This is a genomic window from Psychrobacter phenylpyruvicus DSM 7000 = NBRC 102152, from assembly GCF_000685805.1.
GTDB classification, from domain to species: domain Bacteria; phylum Pseudomonadota; class Gammaproteobacteria; order Pseudomonadales; family Moraxellaceae; genus Psychrobacter; species Psychrobacter phenylpyruvicus.
In genome coordinates, this window is sequence record NZ_JMKP01000004.1 from 91,032 (window position 1) to 116,873 (window position 25,842).

Annotated in this window: 24 protein-coding genes and 1 other RNA gene; 19 read left to right on the forward strand and 6 right to left on the reverse strand. The window is 43.3% G+C overall.

The features are described 5' to 3' along the window. The 15 genes from G561_RS0102710 (at position 1) to G561_RS0102790 (ending at position 14,669) form a co-directional block, all read left to right on the forward strand. Entirely contained in the window at positions 1-1,260 is a 1,260-nt protein-coding gene (locus tag G561_RS0102710; protein WP_028858184.1) for a P22 phage major capsid protein family protein, read from the forward strand. A 78-nt stretch (positions 1,261-1,338) separates the two neighbouring features. Beyond that, on the forward strand, positions 1,339-1,884 hold the full coding sequence (locus G561_RS15535; RefSeq protein WP_201586218.1) for a Gp49 family protein: 546 nt from the start codon (positions 1,339-1,341) through the stop codon (positions 1,882-1,884). Positions 1,885-1,895: 11 nt separating this feature from the next. Next, positions 1,896-2,285 carry a hypothetical protein gene (locus tag G561_RS0102725; protein WP_028858185.1) on the forward strand — a complete coding sequence of 130 codons (390 nt, stop codon included), beginning with the start codon at positions 1,896-1,898 and terminating at the stop codon, positions 2,283-2,285. Positions 2,286-2,289: 4 nt separating this feature from the next. After that, entirely contained in the window at positions 2,290-2,673 is a 384-nt protein-coding gene (locus G561_RS0102730; protein ID WP_028858186.1) for a hypothetical protein, read from the forward strand. Continuing rightward, the gene (locus G561_RS0102735; protein ID WP_051584332.1) at positions 2,660-4,075 is read left to right on the forward strand and encodes a packaged DNA stabilization protein; all 1,416 of its coding nucleotides are present in this window, start codon (positions 2,660-2,662) and stop codon (positions 4,073-4,075) included. Before G561_RS0102730 ends, G561_RS0102735 begins: the two co-directional genes overlap by 14 nt. Continuing rightward, positions 4,075-4,482: a hypothetical protein gene (locus G561_RS0102740; RefSeq protein ID WP_028858188.1), complete on the forward strand. Its 408-nt coding sequence runs from the start codon at positions 4,075-4,077 to the stop codon at positions 4,480-4,482. The genes G561_RS0102735 and G561_RS0102740 overlap by 1 nt, the downstream gene beginning before the upstream one ends. Next, complete coding sequence (locus tag G561_RS13855) at positions 4,479-4,802, forward strand: hypothetical protein (protein ID WP_037031526.1); 324 nt, start codon at positions 4,479-4,481, stop codon at positions 4,800-4,802. The genes G561_RS0102740 and G561_RS13855 overlap by 4 nt, the downstream gene beginning before the upstream one ends. Positions 4,803-5,194: 392 nt before the next feature. After that, positions 5,195-5,626, forward strand: coding sequence for a hypothetical protein (locus G561_RS0102755; protein WP_028858189.1), 432 nt, complete (start codon positions 5,195-5,197; stop codon positions 5,624-5,626). 11 nt (positions 5,627-5,637) lie between these two features. Beyond that, positions 5,638-6,396, forward strand: a complete 759-nt coding sequence (locus tag G561_RS0102760; protein ID WP_028858190.1) for a hypothetical protein — start codon at positions 5,638-5,640, stop codon at positions 6,394-6,396. A gap of 12 nt (positions 6,397-6,408) precedes the next feature. Next, complete coding sequence (locus G561_RS0102765; protein WP_028858191.1) at positions 6,409-7,989, forward strand: hypothetical protein; 1,581 nt, start codon at positions 6,409-6,411, stop codon at positions 7,987-7,989. A gap of 11 nt (positions 7,990-8,000) precedes the next feature. Then, the gene (locus G561_RS0102770) at positions 8,001-9,032 is read left to right on the forward strand and encodes a hypothetical protein (RefSeq protein ID WP_028858192.1); all 1,032 of its coding nucleotides are present in this window, start codon (positions 8,001-8,003) and stop codon (positions 9,030-9,032) included. Beyond that, positions 8,945-11,182, forward strand: a complete 2,238-nt coding sequence (locus tag G561_RS0102775; protein ID WP_147286696.1) for a hypothetical protein — start codon at positions 8,945-8,947, stop codon at positions 11,180-11,182. Before G561_RS0102770 ends, G561_RS0102775 begins: the two co-directional genes overlap by 88 nt. A 63-nt stretch (positions 11,183-11,245) precedes the next feature. Then, the gene (locus G561_RS0102780; RefSeq protein WP_028858194.1) at positions 11,246-13,519 is read left to right on the forward strand and encodes a hypothetical protein; all 2,274 of its coding nucleotides are present in this window, start codon (positions 11,246-11,248) and stop codon (positions 13,517-13,519) included. A gap of 203 nt (positions 13,520-13,722) precedes the next feature. After that, on the forward strand, positions 13,723-14,115 hold the full coding sequence (locus G561_RS0102785; RefSeq protein WP_051584333.1) for a hypothetical protein: 393 nt from the start codon (positions 13,723-13,725) through the stop codon (positions 14,113-14,115). Between the two features lie 92 nt (positions 14,116-14,207). Continuing rightward, positions 14,208-14,669: a glycoside hydrolase family 108 protein gene (locus G561_RS0102790; protein ID WP_323807529.1), complete on the forward strand. Its 462-nt coding sequence runs from the start codon at positions 14,208-14,210 to the stop codon at positions 14,667-14,669. Between the two features lie 87 nt (positions 14,670-14,756). Here the strand turns inward: G561_RS0102790 and ssrA are convergent. From ssrA to rpsF, 4 genes are all read right to left on the reverse strand, one after another. Continuing rightward, positions 14,757-15,114: a transfer-messenger RNA gene (gene ssrA / locus G561_RS15125) on the reverse strand. Between the two features lie 173 nt (positions 15,115-15,287). Continuing rightward, complete coding sequence (gene rplI / locus G561_RS0102795; protein WP_028858197.1) at positions 15,288-15,794, reverse strand: 50S ribosomal protein L9; 507 nt, start codon at positions 15,792-15,794, stop codon at positions 15,288-15,290. A gap of 19 nt (positions 15,795-15,813) precedes the next feature. Beyond that, a complete protein-coding gene (rpsR, locus tag G561_RS0102800; RefSeq protein ID WP_007395263.1) occupies positions 15,814-16,041 on the reverse strand; it encodes a 30S ribosomal protein S18 in 228 nt (75 codons plus the stop codon). A 26-nt stretch (positions 16,042-16,067) separates the two neighbouring features. Then, positions 16,068-16,472: a 30S ribosomal protein S6 gene (gene rpsF / locus G561_RS0102805; protein ID WP_028858198.1), complete on the reverse strand. Its 405-nt coding sequence runs from the start codon at positions 16,470-16,472 to the stop codon at positions 16,068-16,070. A gap of 503 nt (positions 16,473-16,975) precedes the next feature. On the opposite strand from rpsF, the gene G561_RS0102810 reads away from it, so the two are divergent. From G561_RS0102810 to G561_RS0102830, 4 genes are all read left to right on the forward strand, one after another. Continuing rightward, entirely contained in the window at positions 16,976-17,680 is a 705-nt protein-coding gene (locus G561_RS0102810; protein ID WP_028858199.1) for an NAD(P)H-binding protein, read from the forward strand. A 65-nt stretch (positions 17,681-17,745) separates the two neighbouring features. Then, on the forward strand, positions 17,746-18,261 hold the full coding sequence (gene rraA, locus G561_RS0102815) for a ribonuclease E activity regulator RraA (RefSeq protein ID WP_028858200.1): 516 nt from the start codon (positions 17,746-17,748) through the stop codon (positions 18,259-18,261). A 296-nt stretch (positions 18,262-18,557) separates the two neighbouring features. Beyond that, positions 18,558-22,310: a transcription-repair coupling factor gene (gene mfd, locus G561_RS0102820; RefSeq protein ID WP_028858201.1), complete on the forward strand. Its 3,753-nt coding sequence runs from the start codon at positions 18,558-18,560 to the stop codon at positions 22,308-22,310. 604 nt (positions 22,311-22,914) lie between these two features. Beyond that, on the forward strand, positions 22,915-23,349 hold the full coding sequence (locus G561_RS0102830) for an HIT domain-containing protein (RefSeq protein ID WP_007395256.1): 435 nt from the start codon (positions 22,915-22,917) through the stop codon (positions 23,347-23,349). Positions 23,350-23,422: 73 nt separating this feature from the next. On the opposite strand, the gene fdx is transcribed toward G561_RS0102830, so the two are convergent. Together fdx and hscA are read right to left on the reverse strand one after the other, a co-directional pair. Then, positions 23,423-23,761 carry an ISC system 2Fe-2S type ferredoxin gene (gene fdx / locus G561_RS0102835; protein ID WP_028858202.1) on the reverse strand — a complete coding sequence of 113 codons (339 nt, stop codon included), beginning with the start codon at positions 23,759-23,761 and terminating at the stop codon, positions 23,423-23,425. Between the two features lie 94 nt (positions 23,762-23,855). Further along, complete coding sequence (gene hscA / locus G561_RS0102840; protein ID WP_028858203.1) at positions 23,856-25,817, reverse strand: Fe-S protein assembly chaperone HscA; 1,962 nt, start codon at positions 25,815-25,817, stop codon at positions 23,856-23,858. Positions 25,818-25,842: the final 25 nt, after the last annotated feature.

Genomic DNA, 25,842 nt, shown 5'->3' on the forward strand with positions numbered 1-25,842 from the left:
ATGGCTAATTACAGCGAAAACACCAGCAACAAATTATTAACTCATGACGTAATTGCAAAAGAAGCAGCAGCAATGCTGGTCGAAGAGTCGCAGTTTATTAAAGCGATTAACCGCAATCGCGAGAAAGAATTTAACAAAGATAAAGACGGCTACAAAGTCGGTGAAAGTGTACGTGTACGCATTCCGCCAACGCCTATCGTAACTGATGGCCACGTCTTTAACTCTACTGATGCGAACGAAAACGCTCAAGAGAAGTCTGTATTGTTAAAGATTGACACTCAAAAACATGTTGGTCTTGAGTTTGGCGCAGCTGAAATGACCCTAAAGTTAACTGACTTTAAAAATCGTTTCTTGAAACCTGCTATCAACTCTTTAGCAACTACTATTGACGCTGACTTATTGCAGCGTGCAATTGTGTCTGTTAACAACATGACGCTGATGCAAGCACAAGAAGCACACCCAACTGCCGCTTGGGGCCGAGCTCGTCAGATGTTAAACCGTGCGTTAGCGCCACAGTCTGACCGTATGTCACTGCTGTCATCTGGTGTGACTAATCGCATTGTTGATCCAGCGGGAACCTTGTTTAACCCAACACCTGAGATTGCCAAGCAGTGGAAAGAGGGTTACATCGGTCGTAGCCGCGGTTTTGAGTTTGTAGAGTCGGAGCACATTTATCGTCAGCAAACCGGTTCGCATGGCAAGACAGGCATGACTGTAGAGGGTACTGGTCAAACGGGCGGTACTTTAGAAGTGGGCGGCTTAACAAGTGGTCAGACCATCAAACGTGGTGAAGTGTTTACCATTGCTGGTGTTAATCAGATCCACCCAATCACGCATCAAAGCTATGACGTGCCATTACAGTTCGTAGTGCTTGAAGATGTAACTGCTGGTGGTACCACTGCTACGCTTAAAATCTATCCTGAGATTGTGCCTTCAACCATTGAGTCACAGCTTAAGTCTAATGCTACGGTTAAAGAGTCTCCCGCCGCATCTGCTGCAATTACGTTTGTGATGGATAGCGATTCACTAATTGAACAAGCGCTGTGCTTCCAGAAAGACGCGTTTGCTGCCGCATTCGCACCTCTTAAGGTGTTAGCAGGCTGTGAAGGCTACACGTTTAACGCATCAACCATGGCGTTACGTGTGCAAACTGGTGGCGACTTCAAGAACGACAGCGAGGGTACTCGTATTGACGTTCTGTACGGCTTTGCACCAATTCGTGCTAACCATGCGGCTCGTATCTTAGCGCCTAACGCATAGTCTAGTTATTTAGAGTTACGAGACGGGTGGCAATCGCTGCCCGTTTCCGATTTTACTACTAACAATTGAGGCAAACCAATGACACAGCAGAACCGCATTACTAAAGATTTTTTAGAGTCAGAAATTACTAACGTTGAATATCAGCGCTTATCTGGCACCATCACGCATTGCACGATTACTGTTAAAAATGGATTTACATTTACTGGTGAATCGGCGTGTGTTGATCCAAATAATTACGACCAAATGATTGGTGAAAAGATTGCTTATGACAACGCATTTGAAAAAATGTGGATGCCGTACGGCTTTGCCTTAAAACAAAAATTAGGCGAAGAAGTGCAGGAAGTTGGTGAAAGTATGACTTTTGGTCAAGCAATCGAAGCTTTGAAATTAGGCGAAAAAGTAGCGCGTAAAGGCTGGAACGGTAAAGGGATGTTTTTATACTATGTGCCCGCTGCATCTTATCCCGCACAACGTAACGAAAAAGGAACGATGCTAGGTGTGTTTCCTAACGATATGGTGCCGTATTGCGCTTATATCGCTATGAAAACCGCACAAGATAATGTTGTGCCATGGTTAGCGAGTCAATCAGATGTTCTTGCTGAAGATTGGATTTTAGTTAAATAAGGATAAATACAATGCCTAGACAATATCCCGTAATGCTATACCTTGACTACTTGACCAACTTTGCCGTTGCTCATAATCAAGATGAGTACGATAAATTAGTCGAGCAAGGCTACACGACTCACGATAAAGTTAAAACAGAACCTGAGCCGGTGAATGCTGATAATGATGATTTATTAACCGCAGCTTATGGTGAAATTGAAAAGCTTGAAGATGAAGTTGAACTGCTACGACAAAAACTAGCAGTCTATGAGTCAGCAAAAGACACCAATCAAGACGGCGTGGTTAGCTATGACGAAATGAAGAGCAGCGAACTACAAGCACTGCTTAGACAGCGTGGCGTTGAATTTAAGACACGTGACAACAAAGACACTCTTGTTAAATTAGCTCAAGATAGCGAGTAATCAAATGAAAGTAACTAAGATTATCAGAGCGGCATTAACACGCTTGGGCGTCTATGCAACTGGCGAAGAGGTACCTGCTGATGATGCATTGGCGGCGCTTGATGTTCTAAACGGCATATTGTCAGAGTTTAAGCTGCAACCCCTGCTTGGCGTACCTGATACTCTCATTTTACCGCTAGATATTAATGATGAGCCGGTACTGCCTGACAACTTAGAGCGCTTGATAGTTTTAACCCTAGCGATGGATTTAGCGCCTGATTATGGCGTTGAGCCGTCAGCTACGCTAGTTAATAGACGCAATGCGGCTATTACAGTACTCAAGCAGTCAAACGCCAAGCCAATATTCACAAAATCAGCATGGGAACATAACCGTTATGGCTGTTATTAATCTGCCCATTGTTGGTGGTGCTTACAAAGACCCCAATACAGTTATTGGCTGCCAATCGTGCATTAATCTTTACCCTGAAGTGACTCAAGGTAGCGAAAAGACAGTAAGCGCTTTACTGCCAACCCCTGCTATGCGCACTTTGTATGGTAGCGGTGAGCCTGCCAAATGCCGAGCCATGACCACGCTATCAGACGGTAATCTATACGCTGTTTATGGCACTAAGCTGTATAAGTTGGACAGCGCCGGATTTCACCAAATGCCCGATGTTGATATTGACGGCGATAACCCCGTTATTGTCGCCGAGAATAGCCGCTATGCGTGTTTTATTAGTGACAGCACCGTTTATACCTTAGACATGCTTAACAACAAATGGGAGCAGTATGGAGCCGCTTTGCTATACCCTGCTGACGATGTTGTTACACTGGCACAGCGTTTTATTTTTAATCGCAGAGATACTGGCCAGATTTTTTGGACAGATACACTATCCACCAATATTGACGCTCTAAGCTTTGCTACTGCTGAAGCCAACCCTGATAACGTCACAGCACTAAAATCACACAACAAGCAGCTTTGGATTTTTGGTGAAGAGTCTACCGAGATTTGGTATTCAACCGGTGATAAAGATTTGCCGTTTGCCCCAATGCAAGGCACATCAATTAATGCAGGTTGTTTGCAGACCAAAACAATCCAAGAGTTTGGTGGGTCGCTTGCTTGGCTGAGTAATACAGCAAACGGTAAGGCTCAAGTAGTCATTACCGAGGGGTATCAAGTCCAGCGCATCAGTAATCATGCACTGGAAAAAGAGCTAAGCAGTTATGATCTCACCGATGCTAGTGCCTATGTTTACCAAGAAAACGGTCATAGCTTTTACGCAATCAACATACCAAAAGCACAGAAGACTTGGGTGTTTGATGGTGCAACAGGTCTGTGGCACGAAAGAGCGATATTCAAGGACGGCAGTTTTAAGCGTCATCCAGCAGAGTATCACGCTATGTATAAAGGCGAGCATATTTTTGCACATGTTGACAGACTGTTATTGATGGGCAACTGCATAGGTTGCTTTGATATCTTGGGCGATGAAGTATTACCGCAAGTCAGAGAGCGCACCACTCACGCAGTCAGCCGTACAAAGGGCATGATACGCCACAACCGCTTAACCTTGATTGCTCAGCAAGCCACTGGCATGGATAGCACAACAGACCCACAGGTAATGCTGTCATGGTCGGATGATGACGGGGTAAGTTGGTCTGATACACGCTGGAGAAGTCTTGGCAAACGTGGTGAGCATAAAAAGCGTACGTTTTGGGCAAGACTTGGAGCTAGTCGCAATAGAGCTTACAGAATTAGAGTCACTGACGCGGCAACACTTGTGATAACCGGTGCTGAATTAGAGGTGAATTAATGCAACAGCTTAAAATACCGCAGTCTCAGTTTGTCACACCCAATAACATGGTAGCAGGCGAATGGCTGGTGTTTTTAAATGAGCTGATACGCCTTGGTAACTTAATCATCAGCTCAGATACGATTGAAAAGGGTAATGATGCCGAGTTTGCCAGTATCGAGCAGTCATTTGTTAGCCTTGCTATGACAGCCTCAAACAACCAAGAAGTGGCTCAGGTGGCGTTAATTACCCCGAGTGATGACGTAGTACCACAAACACCGATATACGCCAATACAGACACGCAGAGCGTTGATAATGTGCCACTGCAAATAACGCACGAAGAAAGCAGTAGCGACAATTCCTATGCTCAAATGTCAGCCATCGAACAACAATTATATGATCAGCAAATTTGGAGCCTAACCGTATGATTAAACGTAAGCCATTAGTGCCAACTCAAGTTCTGTCTGCAGAGATTAACCCAATTTACACAGTGCCAAACGGTTTGAGCGCTCAAGTAATGGGGTTAACTATCCACAATCCTACAGATGCAGCCATTACCGTTATTATCAACTACACGCCCCAAGAGTCGGTAGCAGGTGCGACAAACCAGGTAATGAAGCGCACATTGCAAGAAGGTGAAAGTTATCCGTGCCCTGAGCTGGTCAATCACACGCTGACAACTGGCATGAGTATTCAAGCAAGCGGTGAGGGTGCGACAATTATTGTCAGTGGTGTGACGTTTACTTAAATAACCTATTGACTGTCCGGACAGGAAGTGGTATAAATTAACCAGAATCGAGAAGTGTATATAAAGCCCGTCCATAACAGGAATGGGCTTTTTTTATGCCCAAAATTTAACCAAAAAACAAAGCCTGACTCCATGAGTTGGGCTTTTTTTGTACCCAAAACAAAACCCCCAGTCTTGCCGGACGTGGGGGTTTTTGTATTTACACCTAACAGCACTTAGGAGCAAATCTTGAAAAAGTATAGCAGAGATAAGTTTAAATTGCACCCGAGGGAGGGCCTTAGTATGGAAGGTTTAATAACTCCATTTCTTAGATTTTGCATTGGAGTATCAATACTAGCAGTAGCTTTAGGGCTGTTTGCTTTATTCATAACTCCTCTTGTTAGAACATTATTATGAAGCAAGATATTAGACAGGTCAGCTTTGCAGAGTATCAAGGCGATATCACAGCAATGATGCTTGATATGTTGCACCTTGAGCCGCAGCCGGTCGATATACCAACACAGCGCTACATAGAGCTTGACGAGATGGGCGTATTAAAGCCGTTTATGTGGTTTGATGGCGATGTAGCTAAAGGCGTGGCTCTACTGTTTGTAAGCCCCTCATTGCGTAATCAGGGTATTGTTGATGCTAGTACCGATGTGATGTGGGTTAAGCCTGAGTATCGCGGTAATAGCCAGGCATTTATTGACGGTATTAAAGAGCAACTAAAGCAGATGGGTGTTGATTACTGGTACATATCAAGCCGCGATAGTCATCCGATAGACAGATTTTTAACTAAGAACAACTTTGAGCCGCTTGAGCGGCTTTATTTTTGCCAATTATAAAGAGGTGCAGCATGGGATTTGTAAAAGACGCTTGGAATGGCATAACCGGCAAAAGTAGTGCTAAAGCTGCTGAAAAGGCAGGTAATATTCAAGCTGATGCCAGTAAGTACGCAGCCGATATTAGCCAAAAACAGTACGAACAAACACGTCAAGACCAGATGCCTTGGCTTAATGCTGGACGTGACGCATTAGGTAAGCTGCAAGGGTACGTGAGCAACAGCCCAGACTATAACGACGTGTGGGGTCAGCGCATTGAGGATAATTACTTACAGGGCAATTTAACCGGTGGCTTAGACCCTAATAATTTTGCAACTGACCCAAGTTATTTGTGGCGTAAGCAGCAAGGCATGGATCAATTGCAATCAAGCGCAGCCGCTCAAGGCAGTCTTCTATCAGGGGCAGCTTTAAAGTCGCTTAACGAATACAACAGCAACTTAGCAAGCCAAGAATACAATAACGCATGGAGTCGCGACCAAGCAGAGAAGCAAAACCTGTTTGGCGTGCTTGGCGGTGCTCGCTCGCAAGATTATTCGATGTTTAATACTGAGGATGCCCGACTTTACAACCAATTAGCAAACTTAGCGGGTGTGGGTCAGCAGACGGCCACTAACTTGGGGTCATTCGGTGCTCAGAACGCAGCAACTGTTGGTGATGCGCAAATTAACGCTGCTAATGCTCGGGCTAACGGCCTTGTGGGTGGTGCGAACGCCAAGGCATCTGGTTGGGGTAATTTGCTTAATTTAGGCATGATGGCTGGTGGCATTATTTAGGGAGTAATTATTATGGTAATGGCAATCAACAACGCAGCACTGCTTACACAGCCAACAGATATTAGCAATCTATCATCAAGCTTTAGAGACGGGCAAAAGCTACGCCAAGAATATGAGTCAAGACAGCAGCAAAAAGCACTGAATGACATAATGCGCATTAGTGGCGAGGATGAGACTGACACATTTGCTCAGCAACTAGCGGCAGCAAGGCAGCATAAGTATGCAGGGGCTTTGGTACCTGCGGTTCAGCAATACGAAGAAGCACGTCAAAAAGCAGCACTAGACAACCTGAAAACCAGTGCCGATATTCGTAAGACGTTTGGTGAGACGGGCAAGCTAAACGCAGAGACAGGCAAAATATCTGGTGAGGCAGAGGAAATTCAGTTAAAGAACGCGCAGGGCATCAAAGACTACATTTCTGCAGCAGCAGTCACCCAAGACCCCAAAGTTTTTGGCTTGCACATTGGCGAACTTTATAAGCGTGGCCTTATCACTGAATCGCAAACCCAAAGCTTACTAAAAATGATAGTAGCCGACCCTGCAAATGCTGCCAAGGTTATGCAGGCCATGGCTATGGGTGATCGAGAGATTGCCAAGACGTTTATGCCGGAGTTTAAAACTGCTGATGGCGGCGATAAGATTTATGGTTATAGCGTTAATAAGTTCACCGGCGAGGCTGATGGCCCATCGCTTACTATCACCAAAGGCACTAGCCCTGATGTTGTGCATCAAGGCGGTGTTAGTGAGCGTAACAACATCCGCACTACTGAAGCTACTAGATACGCGTCTGATAATAGCTTAAAAGGGACTGTATACTCAGCAGATAGCACCGCCGAGACAAAGTACGCTCAAATGGAGTGGGAGCGTCAGCAAGAAGAAATAAAATCAAATCAAGCAAAATATGAGACTTTTGGCGATGAAGTGTATGTTGTTTACAGCAATGGCACAGCTCGCAGGGCTGTAGATGAAAATGGCAAACCAATATCCGCTAAAAAATCAACCGCAGGCGGAGCTACTGGTAAAGGCTTAGAGTCAGATGAGCGTAAAAAGCTAATTGAAATTGAGGAGAATAACAATAGCACGAAACAGGCTATCGCCTCTCTTAAAAAAATGCAGGCATTAGCAGGCGATGATGAGACTTATAGCGGGTTCGCTGCAAGTCAGCGAGCTGCTGTTGCGAGCAATTTAGGTATAGGTGGGAAACAGGCAGACAATACGGTTTTATATGACAGCTTAGCTACTGGTCAAGCTCTTGAGCAATTACGCTCAGTATTTGGCGGTAACCCTACGGAGGGCGAGCGTAAGATTCTATTGGAGATTCAGGCATCGTCTAACAAGACCCCTGCTCAGAAGAAGGCTATCTTGAATAATGCCATTAAAATGGCTGAAGCTCGCATTGCTAGTAATAACAAGACTGCTCAGCGTATTCGTACTGGTGAGTACGCAACCACCGCAGCCCAAGGCTCAAGCGCAACCGGTGGAGGGTCTTATAAGACTAATAAAGGCCATGGAAGAAAAGGAAACACAGGCGGTAATAAGACAAGCAATAAAGACGCTGAAATAGAGGCTATTGCTAACAAGTGGTTTAACTAAGGGGGTCTGCTGTGGAGAAGCTGCAAGACGGTACACCGTTAAACGTGGCGGTGTATAAAGCATATCGCAATGCAGGACTATCACACAGCCAGGCATTAGCTATTACTGCAGAAGTAGGGCGTGAAAACGGATTCCAAAGCAAGTATTTATTCGGTACTCACACTGACCCTGCCGCCAACACTAAAGGCGGTGCAATTAAAAACGTGGGAATGTTGTCGTGGAACCAAGGGCGGGGCAATGCTTTGGCTTCATTCCTTAGTAAAAATGGCCTGTTAGGTAATAACGGCATACAACGCTCACAAGCTGCACTAAACGCACAAGCAAGGTTTAGCGTGGCTGAAATGAAAAGTCCTAAATATGCCTCTAAGCTAAAAACATTCTGGAATAATCCAAACGCAAACCCTGAGGCCTTTTCCAGCGAGCTTGGCAAGCATTATGTAGTTTGGGCTTATGGGCAAGACACCATTAGGGCTGAGGGCGGTGGTCGTACAGCGTTTGACTGGAAAAAACACGATAATAGACGCAGAAACCACCTGCAGAGCCTGTTAAATATGACAGGTGGCGGATATGAAAGCGAGCCCCAGCGACCTGGTACGGTTAGCGTAGACCAATTAAGAGCAATGCAACGTCCTAACACTATCAGTGTGAGCGACCTAGAACAAAGACTCGCACGACCCGAAGCAATACCAGTTGATAAGTTGAGACAACCGCAACAAAGCTCTGTTATTGCAAGCAGCAGTGAGCCAGAACCCGCACAACCTGAGCCACAACCAAGCGGTAAGCTACAAGCAATCACTGCCGAGCTACCAAAGTTAAAAGAGCAGGGTTTAAACCCTTACCAAGCGCTTTATACACTTGCCCAGCGTGATGATGACGTCGGCACATCAATAAGAGGTGCTTTTAATGATGGCATGAACACCGAGCAAATGGCCAACTATTTTGGAGTAAATGATATATGGCAGTCTCAAAACGAGCCATCGAGCAACACATTGCAAATAAGCGAAAACAGGGAGTATCAGACCCCGATATTATCGCAGGGCTAATCAAGGATAAGGGAGCTTTAGGCAAAAGTGTTACTGGTTTTATGGTTGATGCTAAGAAGAGAGGGAGAGACCCTATCAAGGGCTTTGCTAGTATCTTTGGCTTAAATCCTGTAACAGATAAGCCGTCAAAAAAAGGCGGTGGCTTTTTTAACAAGATGGGCAGCACACTTAACTCTGTTGGCTATGGTTTACATAAGAGCGTGGGTGGAATACGTCAGGCTGATTTATGGGTAGCCGACAAGGCGGGGCAATTTGTAAATACTATCGCAGGTAAAGAGGTTTTGCCGACCAATCAGCTAGAACACTACAACATTCAGCGCAAGGCTGATGACATTGTACGTCAGGAGCATCGAGCTGAAGCGAGGCTAAAGGGTGTGGACCTAGGCGCCCTGGTCGGTGAAGTTGTAGGAACCCTTCCTGCTATGGTAGGCAGTGGCCCAATAGGACCTGGTATAAAGGGAGTTGCATCTTTTGCTGGCAACCAAGGGGTGCGCGGCGTTGCTACTGGTATGGTGCGTGAAGCTGATAACAGAAAACAACGACTGCAAAATATGGCACTTGAGGGCATTGGCGGCGCAGTTGGCGGCGTGGTCGGTGAAAAGGTAGTCGCACCAGTTACACGCAAAGTAGGCTCAAAGATTGCACGTAGGACAGCTAACAGAACAGGTGCGACAACTAGAGCATCTGAAAAGTTGGTAGATGATGCAATTAAAGAGACTGGTATTGATGTCACACCTGTAGCTAGACGCAACATGGTTAAAGAGGCTGATGACCTGCTTAAAAAAGGTAAGCAAGTTGACGCACCTGCTTTAGTGCGTAAAAACTTACTTGACCGCCATGGTATCAAAGGTACACAAGGGCAAATCACCCGTGATCCCGCTGTCTGGACAGATGAACATGAGCTTGCAAAGCGGGGGGCAAACAATCCTTTAAACAATACTCACATCGAGAACCATCAACAGCTTGATGAGTTAATGCAGGGATTAGTTAGAGACACTGGCGCACAGCCAGTTAACAACACTCAGAGAATGGGTAGCACGTTTAACACCCTAAAGGAAGCTGACGAAGCAGCTCAAGCCAAAGTTGGTGAGTTGTATGATGCTGCTAAAAATTTATCGGGTAATGACGCTCAGCTAAATCACTTACGCTTTATTAATAACGCCACAAAAGACCTTGAAGACAATATGCTTGGGTCGTTTGTCAAAGGCGACACGATGAAAGCTTTAAAGGGTATGTTTGATGACCCCGATTTTGTGCTGACTCATGGCAAATCCGAAGAGTTAATAAAAATTATCAACGCTCGTTTGCGTGCCACCACCGACGGCAGTGAGCGCCAGGCGCTGGGCATCATTAAAGATAATCTATCTAAAGAAGTGGATAGGTCAATCGATGAGATGACAGGCTTAATCGGTAATGGCCCAAGCGACGGTGGCTTAATCGCTGCAAAAGATGCTTGGAGTGAAGCTAGAAATGCAGCAAGACAGCGATTTGAGACGCTGGAAAAGACACCTATGCTTAAAGCTGCTACTGACGGCATGGAGCCGGACAAAGTGCTTAACAAGTATATTTTGAACGGCAATGCTGCAGACATCGTTCGCACCGTTGACGTGTTAAGAAGCACACCAGGCGGTGACCAAGCGGTTGCTGATATGCAAGGCGCTGTGATTGAGCATTTTTTAGGCAAAGCAACTGGCGCTAATAATGGCGCATTTAGCCCAGCTAGTTTGAATAGAGCGATCAACTCGTTTGGCGATCAGAGATTGAGAGCTTTGTTTACTCCCGAGCAAATTGCACGCTTAAATGATATCAAGCAAGTAGCTGATATTTTAGTGCAGCAGCCGCTTGGAGCACATGTTAACCATTCAAACACTGGTAGTGTGCCTATTAAACAGTTGCTGGGCATTGTGAACGTGGTTGGCTCGATACCAAGAGTTGGCGGCATGGCATCAGGCTTGATGTTAGGCGCCGCTAATAAAGCAAAGGATATCTCAACACTGGGTACAGCTGCAAAAATGGTTAATGGCCAAGTGCCAGTGACCAAAAACTCTAGTCTCGGCTTAACACCTGAAATGCTTGAAATGCTGGGGCTTGTGCAAAATGTATCAACAACACTGCCTGCGGCAACCGGTGCGGCCATGTTAGGTCAGTAACACAAAAAAATTAACCTCAAGCCCTGCCTTAACCGGTAGGGCTTTTGCTTTGGAGATAGCAAAATGGCAGTACAAATGCTGGGTATTAAAACCAAGTTTACAGATGATCAAGGCCGTCCATTAATTGGCGGTAGCGTACACACTTATTACGCTGGCACAAGCTTACCGCAAGATACGTTTAGCGACCCTGAGCTGACTGTACCAAACACTAATCCAGTTAAGCTTGATGATACCGGCAGCGCAAACATATTCTTAAAAGGCACTTACCGGGTACGTGTTTTTGATAGAAAAGGTAAGTTTGTTGAGGAACAGGATAATGTCGACCAGTTAGCAACCGTAGCTGAGGTGTTTAAAAACAAAGGCGGTTTAAATGCTGCGAATGAACGTATTGATGCTTTAACATCTGAAGTTAATAGTGTTAAAGAAAAAACGCTAGTTGTTGAATCAATCGCCGACTTATCGACTATTAAAAATCCAAAAGACGGGCTACGTGTTTATGTTAAGTCTTATCATGCGGGACTTGGGAAAGGGGGTGGGTATTTTACTTACGACAGCTCAAAAATAAGTATAAATGATTATGGCTATGTGATTAATGGCTGGGTGAGGAGTAGCGCTGATAACCTTAACGTTAAAGATTTTGGAGCAAAGGGCAATTGGAATATAGAAGCTCAAACCGGTACAGATGACACTGCTGCTTTTGCTGCTGCCATCGAGTTTATGGTTGCAACACAACACCTACGGAAAGCGGGTAGAAGGGCGTTATATATACCAGCAGGAACTTATAAACTAAGTAGTATTCATATTCCATTGAGCATGTATTTCGGAGTAATTTTTATTGGCGATAACTCTACGCTATGCTTTGATAGTAAAGCTGACACACCTGCTATTAACTGTGAAATTGAAGGTGTTGAGTTTAGACAATTGAATCTCCTCGGCGATATACACTTAAACTTCGATATAGTGAACCGAAGCCAAGTCGGATTTTTAGCGAGACTGCCAGATAACAGAGCCGATATTGATGTTGTTTTTACCAACTGCTCTATAGCTGGGTGGAATGTGTTTGCTGAAATACATGGTAGGGGGTGTACGTTCAATAATTGTGGTTTTGGGCATTTGCTAGAAGTCATGCATATTGTCGCTAAGTCTGACTTTACACTGCCACCACATAGCACACCTGAGCATACTATACACTCTCAGCAAACATCTATGCGTCACTATGTAATTCGAGGGTGTCGTATGGATGGACCTGAAATTTTAATAAAAATTACAGGTGAGGCAGGTAAGTTTTTAGATAACATCAACAACATATTAATAGACAATAACGACATGAATAATGTTGGTTATTTAATACGCTCAGATGAACTAGCACCTGCATCTATTAAGTATTGTAGTATTACTGGCAATAACGGAATCGGGTGCTTTCATCAGTATTTAATCCAAGATGTAAACAATATAGATAATCTGAGCATTTTATCTAATAACTTTACAAAGTTAGCCAACCACGAACTAGATGTATCTCAGCTAAAATGGGGACAAGTGACAAAAGGCATGATTAGGGCGCATGGCGATATAAAAAATATATCAATAGTCGGTAATAATATTAGAGCCATAAGCTATTGTTTAATTGACGCACCTAAAATTAATGCAGAACACTGCGGTGTTACTGTAACGAGTAATAACTTTAGCGAGTTTAACACTTCTAAATATTATACAGACCATCCCAAGCTGGTCTGGTGCCGCTCTAGTGTTAACAACTTAGTAGTTAGCAATAATACGTTACAAAGCAGCAAAATTTCGGGCACTTACAGGGTAGTAGATACGTTAGTACAAGACCAATCTCAATTAGTCAATAGCGGCAATATAGCTAATTTTAAGTTTGACGATGCTATTATATCATTTAGCCCGCGTTTTAACTTCTATAGCGGGAATGATGATGATGTTGGTGTTAACGCATCAGATATAGACGCAGGCTCTAGCGGCTATTACTACATAGATGGTATATTTGTTAAGGGTTATGCGGTGTGTCTTTCTAAAGACATACCCCTGCCAGTTAATTATCAAGGTAAAAGCATATCAATTAAACTTCCTGACGAGTTACCAAAACCTATAGGCTATCAGGAGGGTATGAGTAGTTATCAGTCTGGTTTTGCTAGAGTTGCTCAAGTAAGGAAAATCACTAATACAAATCTACTTAACGCAACAACTAGAGCTAAGGCAACTAACAGAATTACTATCGAAGCTATTGATCAAAATAACAGCTCGGTTAGAAAACTAAATACCAACGACGTGCAGCAAGGGTTTCTTGTGGGTGTAGAGTTCAGTTATAGATTTCGCTAAAAAATAGGGATCACAATGCCAATCTTAAAAGCATTAGAGAAATTAGCCAGACACTAAGTCTGGCTTTTTTTATATGCGACAAACTAACTGGTTTTTATATCTAAAAAAAGGGGGGATATGCTCAAAAAGATTTTTAAATTCCCTACAATCAACCTAGAAACCCTCAATAGAGGGTTTTTTATTATCAAAATTTAGGAGATCCAATGCCAAACAACACCCCTTATTGGGACGTAATCCTACTAAAGCTATTAGTGTTTTTACCCAAAGTTTTTGCAGCGGTCATCGGTGCGATATTGGGATTAATGCTAAGTGGCGATATCGGCAAGGACGGGAAGATACGAGTAAATATATCGGTTATCGTTAAGTTTACGATAGCAGTGACAATCAGTCTGTTCGGAGGCGAAGCGTCTATTGAGTACTATAAGCTACAAACATACAGCGTGATGACACACGGGTTTGTTATGTTGTTATGGGCTGTATTTGGCATGTTAGCTATCGGCATTGTTTATCAGTCTGTAGCATTGATGCAGGGTAAGCCCTTATCAGCAGTAATCAAAGAGATTAAAGACGCAGCTCTCACAATAATCAGCAAGTAGTAATTAAAAAGTAACCGGCCCGCTATATGCGGGCTTTTTTACGTATAAAGGATTTAAAAATGAGCAAATTTAATGAGTTTTTTGATAGATTAATGCGGCATGAAGGCGGTTATGTGAACCATCCTAATGATCCGGGCGGTGAGACAATGTGGGGTGTAACTAAGCGAGTTGCACAGGCGCATGGGTATTATGGGCCTATGCGCCAACTGCCAAAGAGCAAGGCTAGAGAAATAGCAACCACGTCATACTGGTTAGCTGTTAAAGGTGATGATTTGCCTCCAGCTGTAGCTTGGCAGGTTGTCGATGCTGCATACAACCACGGCAATAGGAATGCTATCAAGTTTTTACAGCGTGCTGTAGGGGCGGTTGACGACGGCATTATCGGGCCACGCACACTGGCAGCAGTAAAATCGATGGATGTTAATGACGTGGTTTTACTATTTAACGCAGAGCGATTGATGTTTTATACACAGTTAAGAACCTGGTCAGTTTTTGGCAAGGGGTGGGCGAGGCGCATTGTCGGCAATCTAAGATATGCTGCTAAAGATAATTAGGATGACATGCTTTTAAGTAAAATCACGTCAAAATCTTGTCATAAAAAAAGCCCCTCTGGTGAGGGGCTTGATTTTATTACTAATATTTGGTGGAGATGGCGGGAGTTGAACCCGCGTCCGCCAGCACTACGCTCATGAATCTACATGTTTAGGGTCTGTCTTTGGTTTTAGCCCGCACCGAACCGACAGTCAGGTTGGATAGGGCGATCCTTTAAGTTTGAACCCAAATAGCTAAGGCAGCTATTTGAGCGAACCCATATGCGTGCGCTTCAACTCGGCTAACCCACTATGGGTAAAGGGCAGCGGAGTAAGCAGGGTTTAAGCTGCTAGAGCGTAAGTTTCGTCGTTTGCGACTATAACAATATATGTTTGATTTACGAGAGGACATATACTCTCGACATGCATCATTGAGTTTCATCACCAGCGTCGAAGCCAGAACATCCCCAATGGAACGAGACATTATATAGCTAAATTCAAGTTAGCACAAGATTACCTTGGCAAATCTTACATAAGGTAACATATTAATAAATTCAACTAAACGAATTATATTCTTTCATAAAAAAAGCCAGCCGAAGCTGACTTTTTTATTGCTAAACTATTCAATTAGTCACAGACTGATTACTCTTCTTCTGCTTCTTGTTGAGTTTCAGCTTGAGCTGCCTGTGCTTGAATGTCACCATCTTCAGATAAGATAGTTACTAAGATATTAGCAAAGATGTCATGGTGAAGCTGGATATCAACACTGTATTCACCAACCTGACGTAAAGTACCTTCAGGTAGCTTAACTTCAGAACGATCAACTTCAAGGCCAGACTTAGTTAAAGCATCAGCAATATCGCGAGTACCGATAGAACCGAATAGCTTACCGTCTTCACCAGATTTAGCACGCATGATAACGTTAACATCAGTTAACGCATCAGCACGTTTCTGTGCAGCGGCTAACTCTTCAGCTTCGATAGCTTCAAGTTCAGCACGACGAGCTTCAAATTTCTCAACGTTAGCTGGAGTAGCTGGTAAAGCTTTACCTTGAGGGATTAAGTAGTTACGACCGTAACCTGATTTTACATCGACAGTTTCGCCAAGTTTACCAAGGTTGACGATACGCTGTAATAAAATAACTTGCATGAGTCACTCCTAAGTTGGCTTACTGATGGTTGTCAGTGTATGGAAGCAATGCTAAGTAACGAGCTTGTTTGATAGCAGTTGCTAATTGACGCTGATATTTGTTAGACGTACCAGTGATACGGCTAGGAACAATTTTACCATTGTCACTGATGTATTGTTTTAGTAGCTCTACATCTTTATAGTCGATGTGAGTGATACCTTCAGCGGTAAAACGGCAAAATTTGCGACGGCGATAAAAACGTGCCATGGATACTCTCCTTAAATGAGCTTAAATTATTCGTCAGAATCGTCGTTAGACTCTTCATCCTGATCGTTGTCAGTGTTTTCGCTACGTGGAGCTTTACGTGCACGCTTCTCATCAGCGCTTTTCGCTAATTGTGAAGGCTCAGTAATAGCGTCGTCACGACGAACAACTAGACTACGGATGATAGCGTCGTTATAACGGAATAGCTCTTCAAGCTCTGCTAGAGTTTCACCATTACACTCAATGTTGAATAAAACATAGTGTGCTTTATGGATTTTGTTAATTGGGTAAGCCAATTGACGACGGCCCCAGTCTTCAAGACGATGAACCATGCCATTGTTGTCTTGAACTAATTTGATATATCGCTCAACCATTCCGACTACTTGGTCGCTTTGGTCAGGGTGTACGATAAGCACCACTTCGTAATGTCTCATTTAGGACTCCTTACGGATTAGTAGCCATTGACCCCATGTCAACAGCAAGGAGATTTATAGCAGATACTAGATAACTAATAATAAGTAACTATTAAGTTGTATCTACATTGAAATAAATAGCTGTTACTGTTTATAAGCTAACAATAAATTTACTAATGCTATAAAGCGCCGGATTATAACAGTTAATGCTTTGTTTAACAAGCTTTGTATCAAATGATTTCAATTCTCAATATCTGATTGAGACTCTCCCAAAAAATGTTTACAGTAACCTGCTGACAACATCTTTAATATTTAATCTGGAATATTTCGTTAGTATTCCGATAAAAATCCTAAATATCAAAAAATAGAAGAAGTAGAAAATACTAAAAGTAGACAATATTGAAGTGGAAGATATTGCTTTCATGATTAATAACTTTAATCTGCCTTTTATTTTTTTGTATTAAGGTGACCCTCAGCTGATGCTGTATACGATAAAAAAGTGTTATCAAACAGGTAAATAGGTTATGAAACGTAAAGCCATTGTAATAGGCGCAACAGGGCTAGTGGGCAAAAAATTAGTTAGCCAGCTAAACATAATGTATGACAGTCTGATTATTGTCGCTAGAAAACCGCCAAAGCACATGTCGGCTCAAATGCAATTTTATCAACTAGGAGATTTCAATAACCTAGAAGAAACTTTGGCCAATATATCTATTGGCCCAGATACAGATGCTTTTAGTTGTTTGGGCACCACAAAAAAACAAGCAGGAAGCGATGAAGCCTTTAAACAAGTTGACTATGATTATAATTTAAACTTCGCCAAATTTTGCCATGATAAAGGGGTGCAAAGATTCTTTATTTTATCAGCTCTAGGGGCAGACACTAAAAGCCGCTTCTTTTATAACCGAGTTAAGGGCGAGCTTGAGAAGGCTTTGGCAGAGATTGGTTTTAATGAATTGGTTATCTTCCAGCCCTCATTATTGTTAGGTAAGCACAAAGGCCGGGTGTTAGAAAACACTGCGCAGAGTGCCTTTAAGCTCATCTCACCTTTAGTACCCAAGACTATGCGTACACGGCCTATCGAAGCTGAGCGTGTGGCTGCAGTGATGGCGATGATGGCACAAAATATATACGAGCGTCATAAGGTATCGGGGATAGAGGATATTAGAAATAAAGTGACCGTCATTGATAATAAACAAATGCTTGCGATGACTCAGCTAAAGTCTTAAGCTAATTAGACGTTTTTAGTGTTTTATTAGCCAATAATAAATAAGGAAATAACGCCATGACTGAGATGACAAAAACCAACTTTGTAACTTGTGATTTGTTAGATGCCAATCCAGAAAGCCAAGTCTGCCTGCCAAATATTGAGGGTAAGTCTTTTTATAGCTTCGGTGGTAAGGACAAGTTCTGCGGTGAGATCGTTACTGTAAAATGCTTTGAAGACAATAGCCGGGTAAAAGAGCTGCTTAACTCTGATGGCCGTGATAGTAATGGTGAAGGCAAAATCTTAGTGGTTGATGGCGGTGGCTCTATGCGCTGTGCTTTGTTGGGCGATATGATTGCTCAATCTGCTATCGATAATGGTTGGGCAGGGGTGGTGGTGTATGGCTGTGTGCGTGATGTCGATGACATGGCGCAAATGGATATCGGAGTAATGGCATTAGGCTGTATCCCTCGCAAATCAACCCGTCGTGGCGAAGGTCAAACTGATATTGAAATTAGCTTTGGCGATATGACCTTAAATTCAGGTATGTATGTCTATGCCGATAACAATGGCATTATTGCAAGCGACAAACCACTGATTTAGGGGTAGCATTTTATTTTGCAAAATCAGTCGCTTTTTAATTAATAGCTGGCTGCTCATAATTTACATCTTATAGCTTATAGGGTTAAAACCTTAAAAGGCCAACACAGCAATGCACTGCTTTGTTGGCTTTTTTTACTAAAAATCTGCTGTTAAATCCTGAAATATAATGAATTGTCCGTGCTTTAATAATTATTTGTAGTCCTCTTTTTAGCTCGTATAATAGAGTTTTTTATTGACAAGTAGCTGTGATTTCTCTCAGCCCATTGGTCTTCGTTAAGGAAATTTACCACAACATTATGCCTAAACTCTCTAAGCATCCTCTTACTGATATCTTTACCTCTACCAATGAAGCCCTATTTCCTATAGATAACTCACAAAGGCGCTGGTTGTATCCAGCTCATGCTGCTGCCGGCAGCCTTTGGTTGGCGAGTCTAACAGACTGCCCTGTGGCCAATGTGGACAATCGTCTTAAAGTAGTGGTTACTAAGGATCAAAATCAGCTCAATCAAATCGAAACGGAGCTAGCGTTTTGTGGAGTGGATGCTTATGTGTTCCCAGATTGGGAAATACTGACTTATGATGAGCTTTCGCCTCATCAAGATATTATTAGTGAGCGAATCAACCTGCTAACTGATATGCCCAAAACTGGTATTTTGTTAATCAGTATCCAAACTTTAATGCAGCGAGTAGCCCCACCAAGTTGGCTAATTGGCCAGCATTTTGATCTAAGTGTGGGCGATATCTTTGACATAAATGATCAGCGAGAAATGTTAGCTGCAGCAGGTTACCGTGCTGTGGATAATGTGTTTGAGCCTGGTGAATTTGCGGTACGAGGTAGCGTTATTGATATCTTTGCCATGGGTCAGCCGTTCCCATTACGCTTGGATTTGTTCGATAATGAAATTGAAACCATAAAGTTCTTTAATCCACAAACCCAGCGCACTTTATCTACTGAAACCTTAGTTGAGATAGTGTCATCTCGATCAGACTCAGATAGTGCTACTAAGCATGATTTAACGGTCGAGTCCTTGTCTTTACTACATAAATTACCAGACGTCTCCAAGCCCATTACTGAGTTTCAGATTCTGCCTGCCAAAGAGTTTCCTTTGGATGAAGGCAAGGAGGTGTTCCGTAATAACTTCGCGGCCATGTTCCCCAATGTCAGCAGTCGCCGATTTGAGCTGCATAAAGATGTCATGGCAGGCATAGCCAGTAGTGGCCTTGAATACTACCAGCCACTATTCTTTGATTTAGAGGACTGGAATCAGACGGGGCATCTATTTACGTATTTCCCCAAAGATGCGCTGTTTATTATCGATGAAGGTATAGCTGAGTCTCAGGCAGATTATTGGGCACAAATTCAGCGCCGTTATGAAGAGCGCCGTCATGATATTGATAAACCTATCTTAGAGCCAAAACTGCTTTATTTGCCCAGCAATGAAACCAATGAAAAGTTAAAAGCTTATTCGCGCATTATTTTAAGCCAAAATGATTTACAGGAAGCAGATAGCAGCCAAACGGGTAAGGTACGCTTGCCTGCCGTTATGCCACCTGAGTTGCCAGTCAGTCATCAAAAAGCTGAGCCTTTACTAGAGCTATTGAATTATGCAGAGGGTCAGTGGGGTGATCATGAGGCAGAGCAAGATCAAGATATAAGCAAGCCACTGCCTCGCCCTATATTGGTAGTGGCAGAAACTGCCGGTCGCCGTGAGATTCTACTAGAGCTGTTCCGTGGAAAAATTAATGTTAAAACCTTTGAGGGTTTACAGCAGTTCTTACACAGTGAGCTGTATCAAAACAATGAACTAGCCGAGGGTGACAAGCCCACAGTAGGCTTAACCATTGCCCCGATAGAGCGAGGGGCAGTAATAGCCAACCATTTATCTATTATTAGTGAAACCCAGCTATTTGGCAGGCAAGTACTACAAACCCGTCGCCGCCGTCAAAGCGATGTCTCAGAAGAGTTCTTAATCAAAAGTGTGACTGAGCTGACCGAGGGCAGTCCAGTGGTTCATATTAATCAGGGTATTGGCCGTTACCATGGCTTAGTTACCTTAGATGCTGGCGAAGGTGAGCAAGAGTTTATTCATTTAAAGTACGCTGACGATGCCAGTATTTATGTGCCAGTAGCTAACTTGCAGTTAATTAGCCGTTATAGTGGCGGCGATCCTGCCTTAGCGCCCTTACATAAGATTGGCAGTGGCAAATGGGACAAAGCAAAACAAAAAGCTTTAGAGCAAATTCATGATGTGGCTGCAGAGCTGCTGAATATGCAAGCCCGCCGTCAAGCTAAAGAGGGCATTCATTTTAAAGTTGATACGGCGCAGTATGAGCTGTTTGCTAGTCAGTTTGCTTTTGAAGAGACACCGGATCAGGCGAATGCCATTGATGCAGTCATACATGATATGAAGCAAAACAAGCCTATGGACCGGCTTATCTGCGGCGATGTGGGCTTTGGTAAAACCGAAGTGGCGATGCGAGCCGCTTTTATCGCGGTTAATAGTGGCTATCAAGTGGCGGTATTGGTTCCGACGACCTTGCTGGCAGGACAGCACGAGGATAACTTCAAAGACCGCTTTGCTGATTGGCCGATCCGTATCGAAACTTTATCTCGCTTTGGTGGTAAAAAATATCAAGATCAAGTTTTAGAGGACTTGGCTGCTGGCAAAGTAGATATCGTTATTGGGACTCATAAGCTGCTGCAAAAAGACGTCAAGTTTGCCAACTTAGGGCTAATGATTGTCGATGAAGAGCACCGCTTTGGGGTACGTCATAAAGAGCGTATCAAAGCGATCCAAAGTGATGTTGACAGCTTGTCGATGACTGCCACACCGATTCCTAGAACCTTAAATATGGCCTTGTCTGGCATGCGTGATATGTCGATTATTGCTACACCGCCGGCAAGACGCTTAGCCATTAAAACCTTTGTAATGCAAAAGACTGACCAGCTTATGAAAGAGGCTATTTTGCGTGAATTACTGCGCGGTGGTCAGGTCTATCTATTACACAACGATGTGGCCAGTATTGAGCGTATGGCTGAGAATATTCGTGAGTTGGTACCTGAAGCCCGAGTAGGGGTGGCACACGGTCAGATGAATGAGCGTGGGCTAGAGCAGGTGATGCAGCAGTTTTATCACAAAAAATTTAACGTGCTGGTATGTACCACTATTATTGAGACTGGTATTGATGTGCCTAATGCCAATACTATTATCATCGAGCGTGCTGATAAGTTTGGTCTAGCACAGTTGCACCAGTTACGTGGCCGAGTGGGACGTAGCCACCATCAAGCCTATTGTTATCTGTTAGTTCCTTCTATTAAGGGGTTAAAAGGCGATGCCAAAAAGCGTCTACGTGCCGTCGAAAGGGCCAATACCTTAGGGGCAGGCTTTATGCTGGCCAGTGAGGATCTAGAAATACGCGGTGCAGGGGAAATCTTAGGCAAGCAGCAAAGTGGCAATATGCAAGCCATTGGTTTTAGCTTATACATGGATATGCTGGAGCGGGCTACCAAAGCCATTAAGGCGGGCAAAGAGCCGGACTTAAATACGCCATTATCCCTGACCAGTGATATTAATTTGCACTGCTCAGCGCTTATTCCAGAAGACTATGTCAATGATGTGCCGCAGCGTTTGTTATTCTATAAACGCATCAGTAATGCTGAAGATAAAGACACTTTAACCGATATTAGAACTGAAATGATTGATAGATTTGGGGCACTGCCAGATCAAACTAGGCAGCTATTTGCCATTCATCAGTTACGGGTTCAGGCTGAGCCTTTGGCTATCTATAAGATAGATGCCACCAGCAGCAGTGTAGTATTAGAGTTTGCACCAGATACCCCAGTTGATGCTTTGGCTATTATTCAGTTAATTCAGTCAGATGGTAATCGCTACCGTATGCATGGGGCTTCAGGTATTCGTTACACCAATCCTGATAAGCTACAGACCCCGCAGCAGCGTGTAGAGGTGGTACGTGAGTTGTTAAATCACTTCTCAAAACATGTGACCGAAGAGCATGTGGATAATAATAACAATGACAAGCAGGGATAGAGTTAATTATAAGTAGGAATATAGTCAATCTATCTACAAAGTCATTAAGTCTTCATGGTGCTTTAATCTAATCGTCATAGCGCTTTAATCTAACTGTCATCAACTATTAGTATCTTATAGTCATAAAACAAAAGCAGGACATAAATAATAAAGAAACAAGTGAATAAGGAGAGACAAGATATGATGATTAATAACGCTATCGATTTGGAGGATTTGCAAGTCCCAGAGTGGTTTGAGGATGAAGCAGAAGATGCGGTAGAGATGTAAACCAGTAAAGCTGAAATCTGGAACATAACGGGTGATGGATAAAAGTATAAAAATTAGGGATGATAATAATAACACTGGGAAAAAATAAGAAAAAATGCTGAAAGTGCAAGTAGGTTGTGGCTTTTAACAGAGCCGTTCAATGGCTATCACTAGGTCGCTAGCCATTGATGGTAAGGCAGTCTTGAGTTCTCAAGGCTGCTTTTTTATGTTTATAAGTTTATTAACAGCTCGCATATTTTCTGTAAAAGATTAAACCTGTGTTAGTATCTATAATATCAAGCCAATACCTGATAAAATATCGGCTTGCAGAATCATTAAAATAATTAAGAGAGCCAATATGTTTCAACTTCATCCAACACTAGCTAAAGATTCGTTTTTAGTTGGAGACTTTCCGCTATCTACTTGTCGTCTAATTAATGACTGCCAGTTTCCTTGGTTGATTTTGGTACCTAGAGTGGCGGGTGTGCAAGAAATTTATGAATTATCACCAGCGGATCAGGCTCAGTTTTTACGTGAGTCAAGCTGGCTATCGAGTCAAATGGCTAAGACCTTTAATGCTGACAAGATGAATGTGGCCGCTTTAGGCAATCAGGTACCGCAGCTACATTTCCATCATATCGTTCGCTATCAAAATGATTTAGCTTGGCCAAATCCAGTATGGGGAACGCCGGCAGTGCCTTATACTCAAGAGGTTTATTTGGCTATGCAGCAGACACTTATGATGGCATTACGTGGCCATAATCAAATGCCTTTTGACTGGCAGATGCAATAATCTATTCGCCATAAAAAAAGACACCCACTGGGTGTCTTTTTTTTATCACATCATTGTAAAGACAGGACGGGTCTTAGTGGTTTTCACTGGCATGATTCAGGGTATATTTTGGAATCTCAACCACTAGATCTGTGTCTTCAATCTGAACTTGACAAGACAGGCGCGAATCAGGCTCTAGTCCCCAAGCTCTATCTAATAAGTCAGCTTCAATATCATCCATCTCATCAAGACTGTTAAAGCCCTTACGGACAATTACGTGACAGGTAGTACAGGCTTTAGACATCTCACAAGCATGCTCAATTTTGAAGCCTTTTTCTAATAGACCTTTACACAAGTTTTGGCCGCTTTCAAGTTCAACCTCAGCACCTTCTGGGCATATTTCATGATGAGGTAATAATGTAATCTTAGGCATAAAAAATTCCAACTTTTAGTTATTAGTAAAATCTGTCTGCAATATCTGGATTAGAGGGTAGATCAATATATTATTAGCTATTTAAGCCAGTGCCTTATTCAGACCAAGTGTCAGTGCTGGTACCAGCGAGAGATTGCTGCACACTTTGGTCCATAATACGCGCTGCAAACGAATCACTTAATGGCTTTAACTGGGCTTGTTTGCTTTCTACCTCTGCTTTTATGGCTTGTAGCACTGCTGGGTCTTCAGAAGTGATATCTTGCTGAAGCGCTTCAGTTAACTTTTGCATGGCTTGTTGCAGATTATCAATTTCTTCTTCGCTTAATAACGAGTTGAATTCTTGTAAAGCCGACTGTAAAGCTAATACTTCGCGCTCAGCTTCGACTTTAGCTTCAATTAAGCTACGAGCAAGTTTATCCTGTGCAGCATTTTCAAAGCCTGCACGTAATAGTTGCTCTTGTTGTTCATCACTCAGGCCATACGACGGGGTAATCTTGATATCACTCTTAACCCCAGAGGTGGCTTCAAAGGCGCTGACAGATAGCTGACCATTGGCATCAATGTCAAAAGTAACTTCGATGCGTGCTAAGCCTGCTTTCATAGGAGGAATGCCATATAGCTCAAAACGACCTAATGAACGGCAGTTCTCAACGGTATCTCGCTCACCTTGTACCACATGAATAATCATGCCAGTTTGGCCATCTTGATAAGTGGTAAAGGTTTGTTTTTTGGCCACTGGGATGGGTGTATTACGAGGAATAACCACCTCTACCAAGCCGCCCATGGTTTCTAAGCCTAATGATAGCGGAGTAACATCAAGCAGTAACACATTATTAGACTTGTCCTTCTTGATGAGCTGTTCAGCAACCTGTGCGGCACCTAACGCCACCACCTCATCAGGGTTCAGATGAGACAGTGGTTTTTTATTAAAGAACTGTTCGACAGCATCCTGCACTACCGGCATACGGGTAGAGCCGCCCACCATGATCACCTCATCAAGCTGCGAGACATCAATATTAGCATCACGCATAACTTGCTCACACGTTGAAAGCGTACGGCGAGTGATTGGATCTACAATTTGTACTAAGTCTTCTGCGGTTAACACCCCTTGCCACTGAGTGCCGGCCACATCTAAGGTAACAGAAACACTATCCTTGTGGGTCAGTGCTTGCTTATAAGCTTCTGCTTGACGAGCAATATGAGTGCGCTGCTGAGCTGTTAATTGTTTGGGGTCTAGTCCCGCTTGCTTCAGTAGCCAGCCCATAATCTGGCGGTCCATATCATCGCCGCCTAAAGCACTATTACCACCTGTAGCCAATACTTCAAAGACACCTTCAGTCATCTTTAATAGCGACACATCAAAGGTACCGCCCCCTAAATCATAGATTAGGTAGATATGCTCTTGTTTTTCGGAGTCATCTTTGTCACGGTCTAGGCCATAGGCTACCGCTGCAGCTGTAGGCTCATTCAATAGCCTAAGTACATTAAGCCCTGCAAGTTTAGCAGCATCTTTAGTTGCTTGGCGTTGAGCTTCATCAAAATAAGCGGGTACGGTAATGACTGCCCCAGCAATACTGGCATTAGGAAGGGCAGATTTAGCCCGCTGTTCTAAAGTTTTTAAGATTTGTGCAGAGACAGCGACTGGAGAGATCTCACCTTGAGCTGTTACAAAGGAGGGCATAGCTTCAACATTACCCTCGCTAGATTTTAGCTGATAAGGGTGTGAAAACTTAATGTCTTGTACACTACGACCCATAAAGCGCTTAGCTGAGATGATGGTATTAGCAGGATCTGTTTCAAAGTAAGCTAGTGCTTCAGAGCCAACAACAGGCGCTGTTATTCCATCTTTATTGCCATAATAGACTACAGAGGGTAGCAAGGTATCTTTGCTAGTTTCAGCGGTTTCATTACTTAAAGAAGTTTCAAGCAAAGCGGCCTTACCCGAGCGAACAACCGCTACCATAGAGCGAGTGGTGCCCAAATCGATACCTAAAGCATATTTATGCTCATGAGGATTTGCACTTTGGTTTGGTTCAGCAATTTGTAATAAAGACATAAAACACTCAATCTAAGGCAGAGAA

Bases quoted from the DNA above. Each gene is read 5' to 3' on its own strand.
- G561_RS0102760 (WP_028858190.1), top strand. From the start codon at position 5,638: ATGGGATTTGTAAAAGACGCTTGGAATGGCATAACCGGCAAAAGTAGT.
- G561_RS0102785 (WP_051584333.1), top strand. From the start codon at position 13,723: ATGCCAAACAACACCCCTTATTGGGACGTAATCCTACTAAAGCTATTA.
- G561_RS0102790 (WP_323807529.1), top strand. From the start codon at position 14,208: ATGCGGCATGAAGGCGGTTATGTGAACCATCCTAATGATCCGGGCGGT.
- G561_RS0102765 (WP_028858191.1), top strand. From the start codon at position 6,409: ATGGTAATGGCAATCAACAACGCAGCACTGCTTACACAGCCAACAGAT.
- G561_RS0102810 (WP_028858199.1), top strand. From the start codon at position 16,976: ATGAAACGTAAAGCCATTGTAATAGGCGCAACAGGGCTAGTGGGCAAA.
- G561_RS0102740 (WP_028858188.1), top strand. From the start codon at position 4,075: ATGCAACAGCTTAAAATACCGCAGTCTCAGTTTGTCACACCCAATAAC.
- rpsF (WP_028858198.1), bottom strand. From the start codon at position 16,472: ATGAGACATTACGAAGTGGTGCTTATCGTACACCCTGACCAAAGCGAC.
- rplI (WP_028858197.1), bottom strand. From the start codon at position 15,794: ATGCAAGTTATTTTATTACAGCGTATCGTCAACCTTGGTAAACTTGGC.
- G561_RS0102710 (WP_028858184.1), top strand. From the start codon at position 1: ATGGCTAATTACAGCGAAAACACCAGCAACAAATTATTAACTCATGAC.
- G561_RS0102775 (WP_147286696.1), top strand. From the start codon at position 8,945: ATGGCAGTCTCAAAACGAGCCATCGAGCAACACATTGCAAATAAGCGA.
- rraA (WP_028858200.1), top strand. From the start codon at position 17,746: ATGACAAAAACCAACTTTGTAACTTGTGATTTGTTAGATGCCAATCCA.
- G561_RS0102830 (WP_007395256.1), top strand. From the start codon at position 22,915: ATGTTTCAACTTCATCCAACACTAGCTAAAGATTCGTTTTTAGTTGGA.
- G561_RS0102755 (WP_028858189.1), top strand. From the start codon at position 5,195: ATGAAGCAAGATATTAGACAGGTCAGCTTTGCAGAGTATCAAGGCGAT.
- G561_RS0102780 (WP_028858194.1), top strand. From the start codon at position 11,246: ATGGCAGTACAAATGCTGGGTATTAAAACCAAGTTTACAGATGATCAA.
- G561_RS0102725 (WP_028858185.1), top strand. From the start codon at position 1,896: ATGCCTAGACAATATCCCGTAATGCTATACCTTGACTACTTGACCAAC.
- fdx (WP_028858202.1), bottom strand. From the start codon at position 23,761: ATGCCTAAGATTACATTATTACCTCATCATGAAATATGCCCAGAAGGT.
- rpsR (WP_007395263.1), bottom strand. From the start codon at position 16,041: ATGGCACGTTTTTATCGCCGTCGCAAATTTTGCCGTTTTACCGCTGAA.
- hscA (WP_028858203.1), bottom strand. From the start codon at position 25,817: ATGTCTTTATTACAAATTGCTGAACCAAACCAAAGTGCAAATCCTCAT.
- G561_RS13855 (WP_037031526.1), top strand. From the start codon at position 4,479: ATGATTAAACGTAAGCCATTAGTGCCAACTCAAGTTCTGTCTGCAGAG.
- G561_RS0102735 (WP_051584332.1), top strand. From the start codon at position 2,660: ATGGCTGTTATTAATCTGCCCATTGTTGGTGGTGCTTACAAAGACCCC.
- G561_RS0102730 (WP_028858186.1), top strand. From the start codon at position 2,290: ATGAAAGTAACTAAGATTATCAGAGCGGCATTAACACGCTTGGGCGTC.
- G561_RS15535 (WP_201586218.1), top strand. From the start codon at position 1,339: ATGACACAGCAGAACCGCATTACTAAAGATTTTTTAGAGTCAGAAATT.
- mfd (WP_028858201.1), top strand. From the start codon at position 18,558: ATGCCTAAACTCTCTAAGCATCCTCTTACTGATATCTTTACCTCTACC.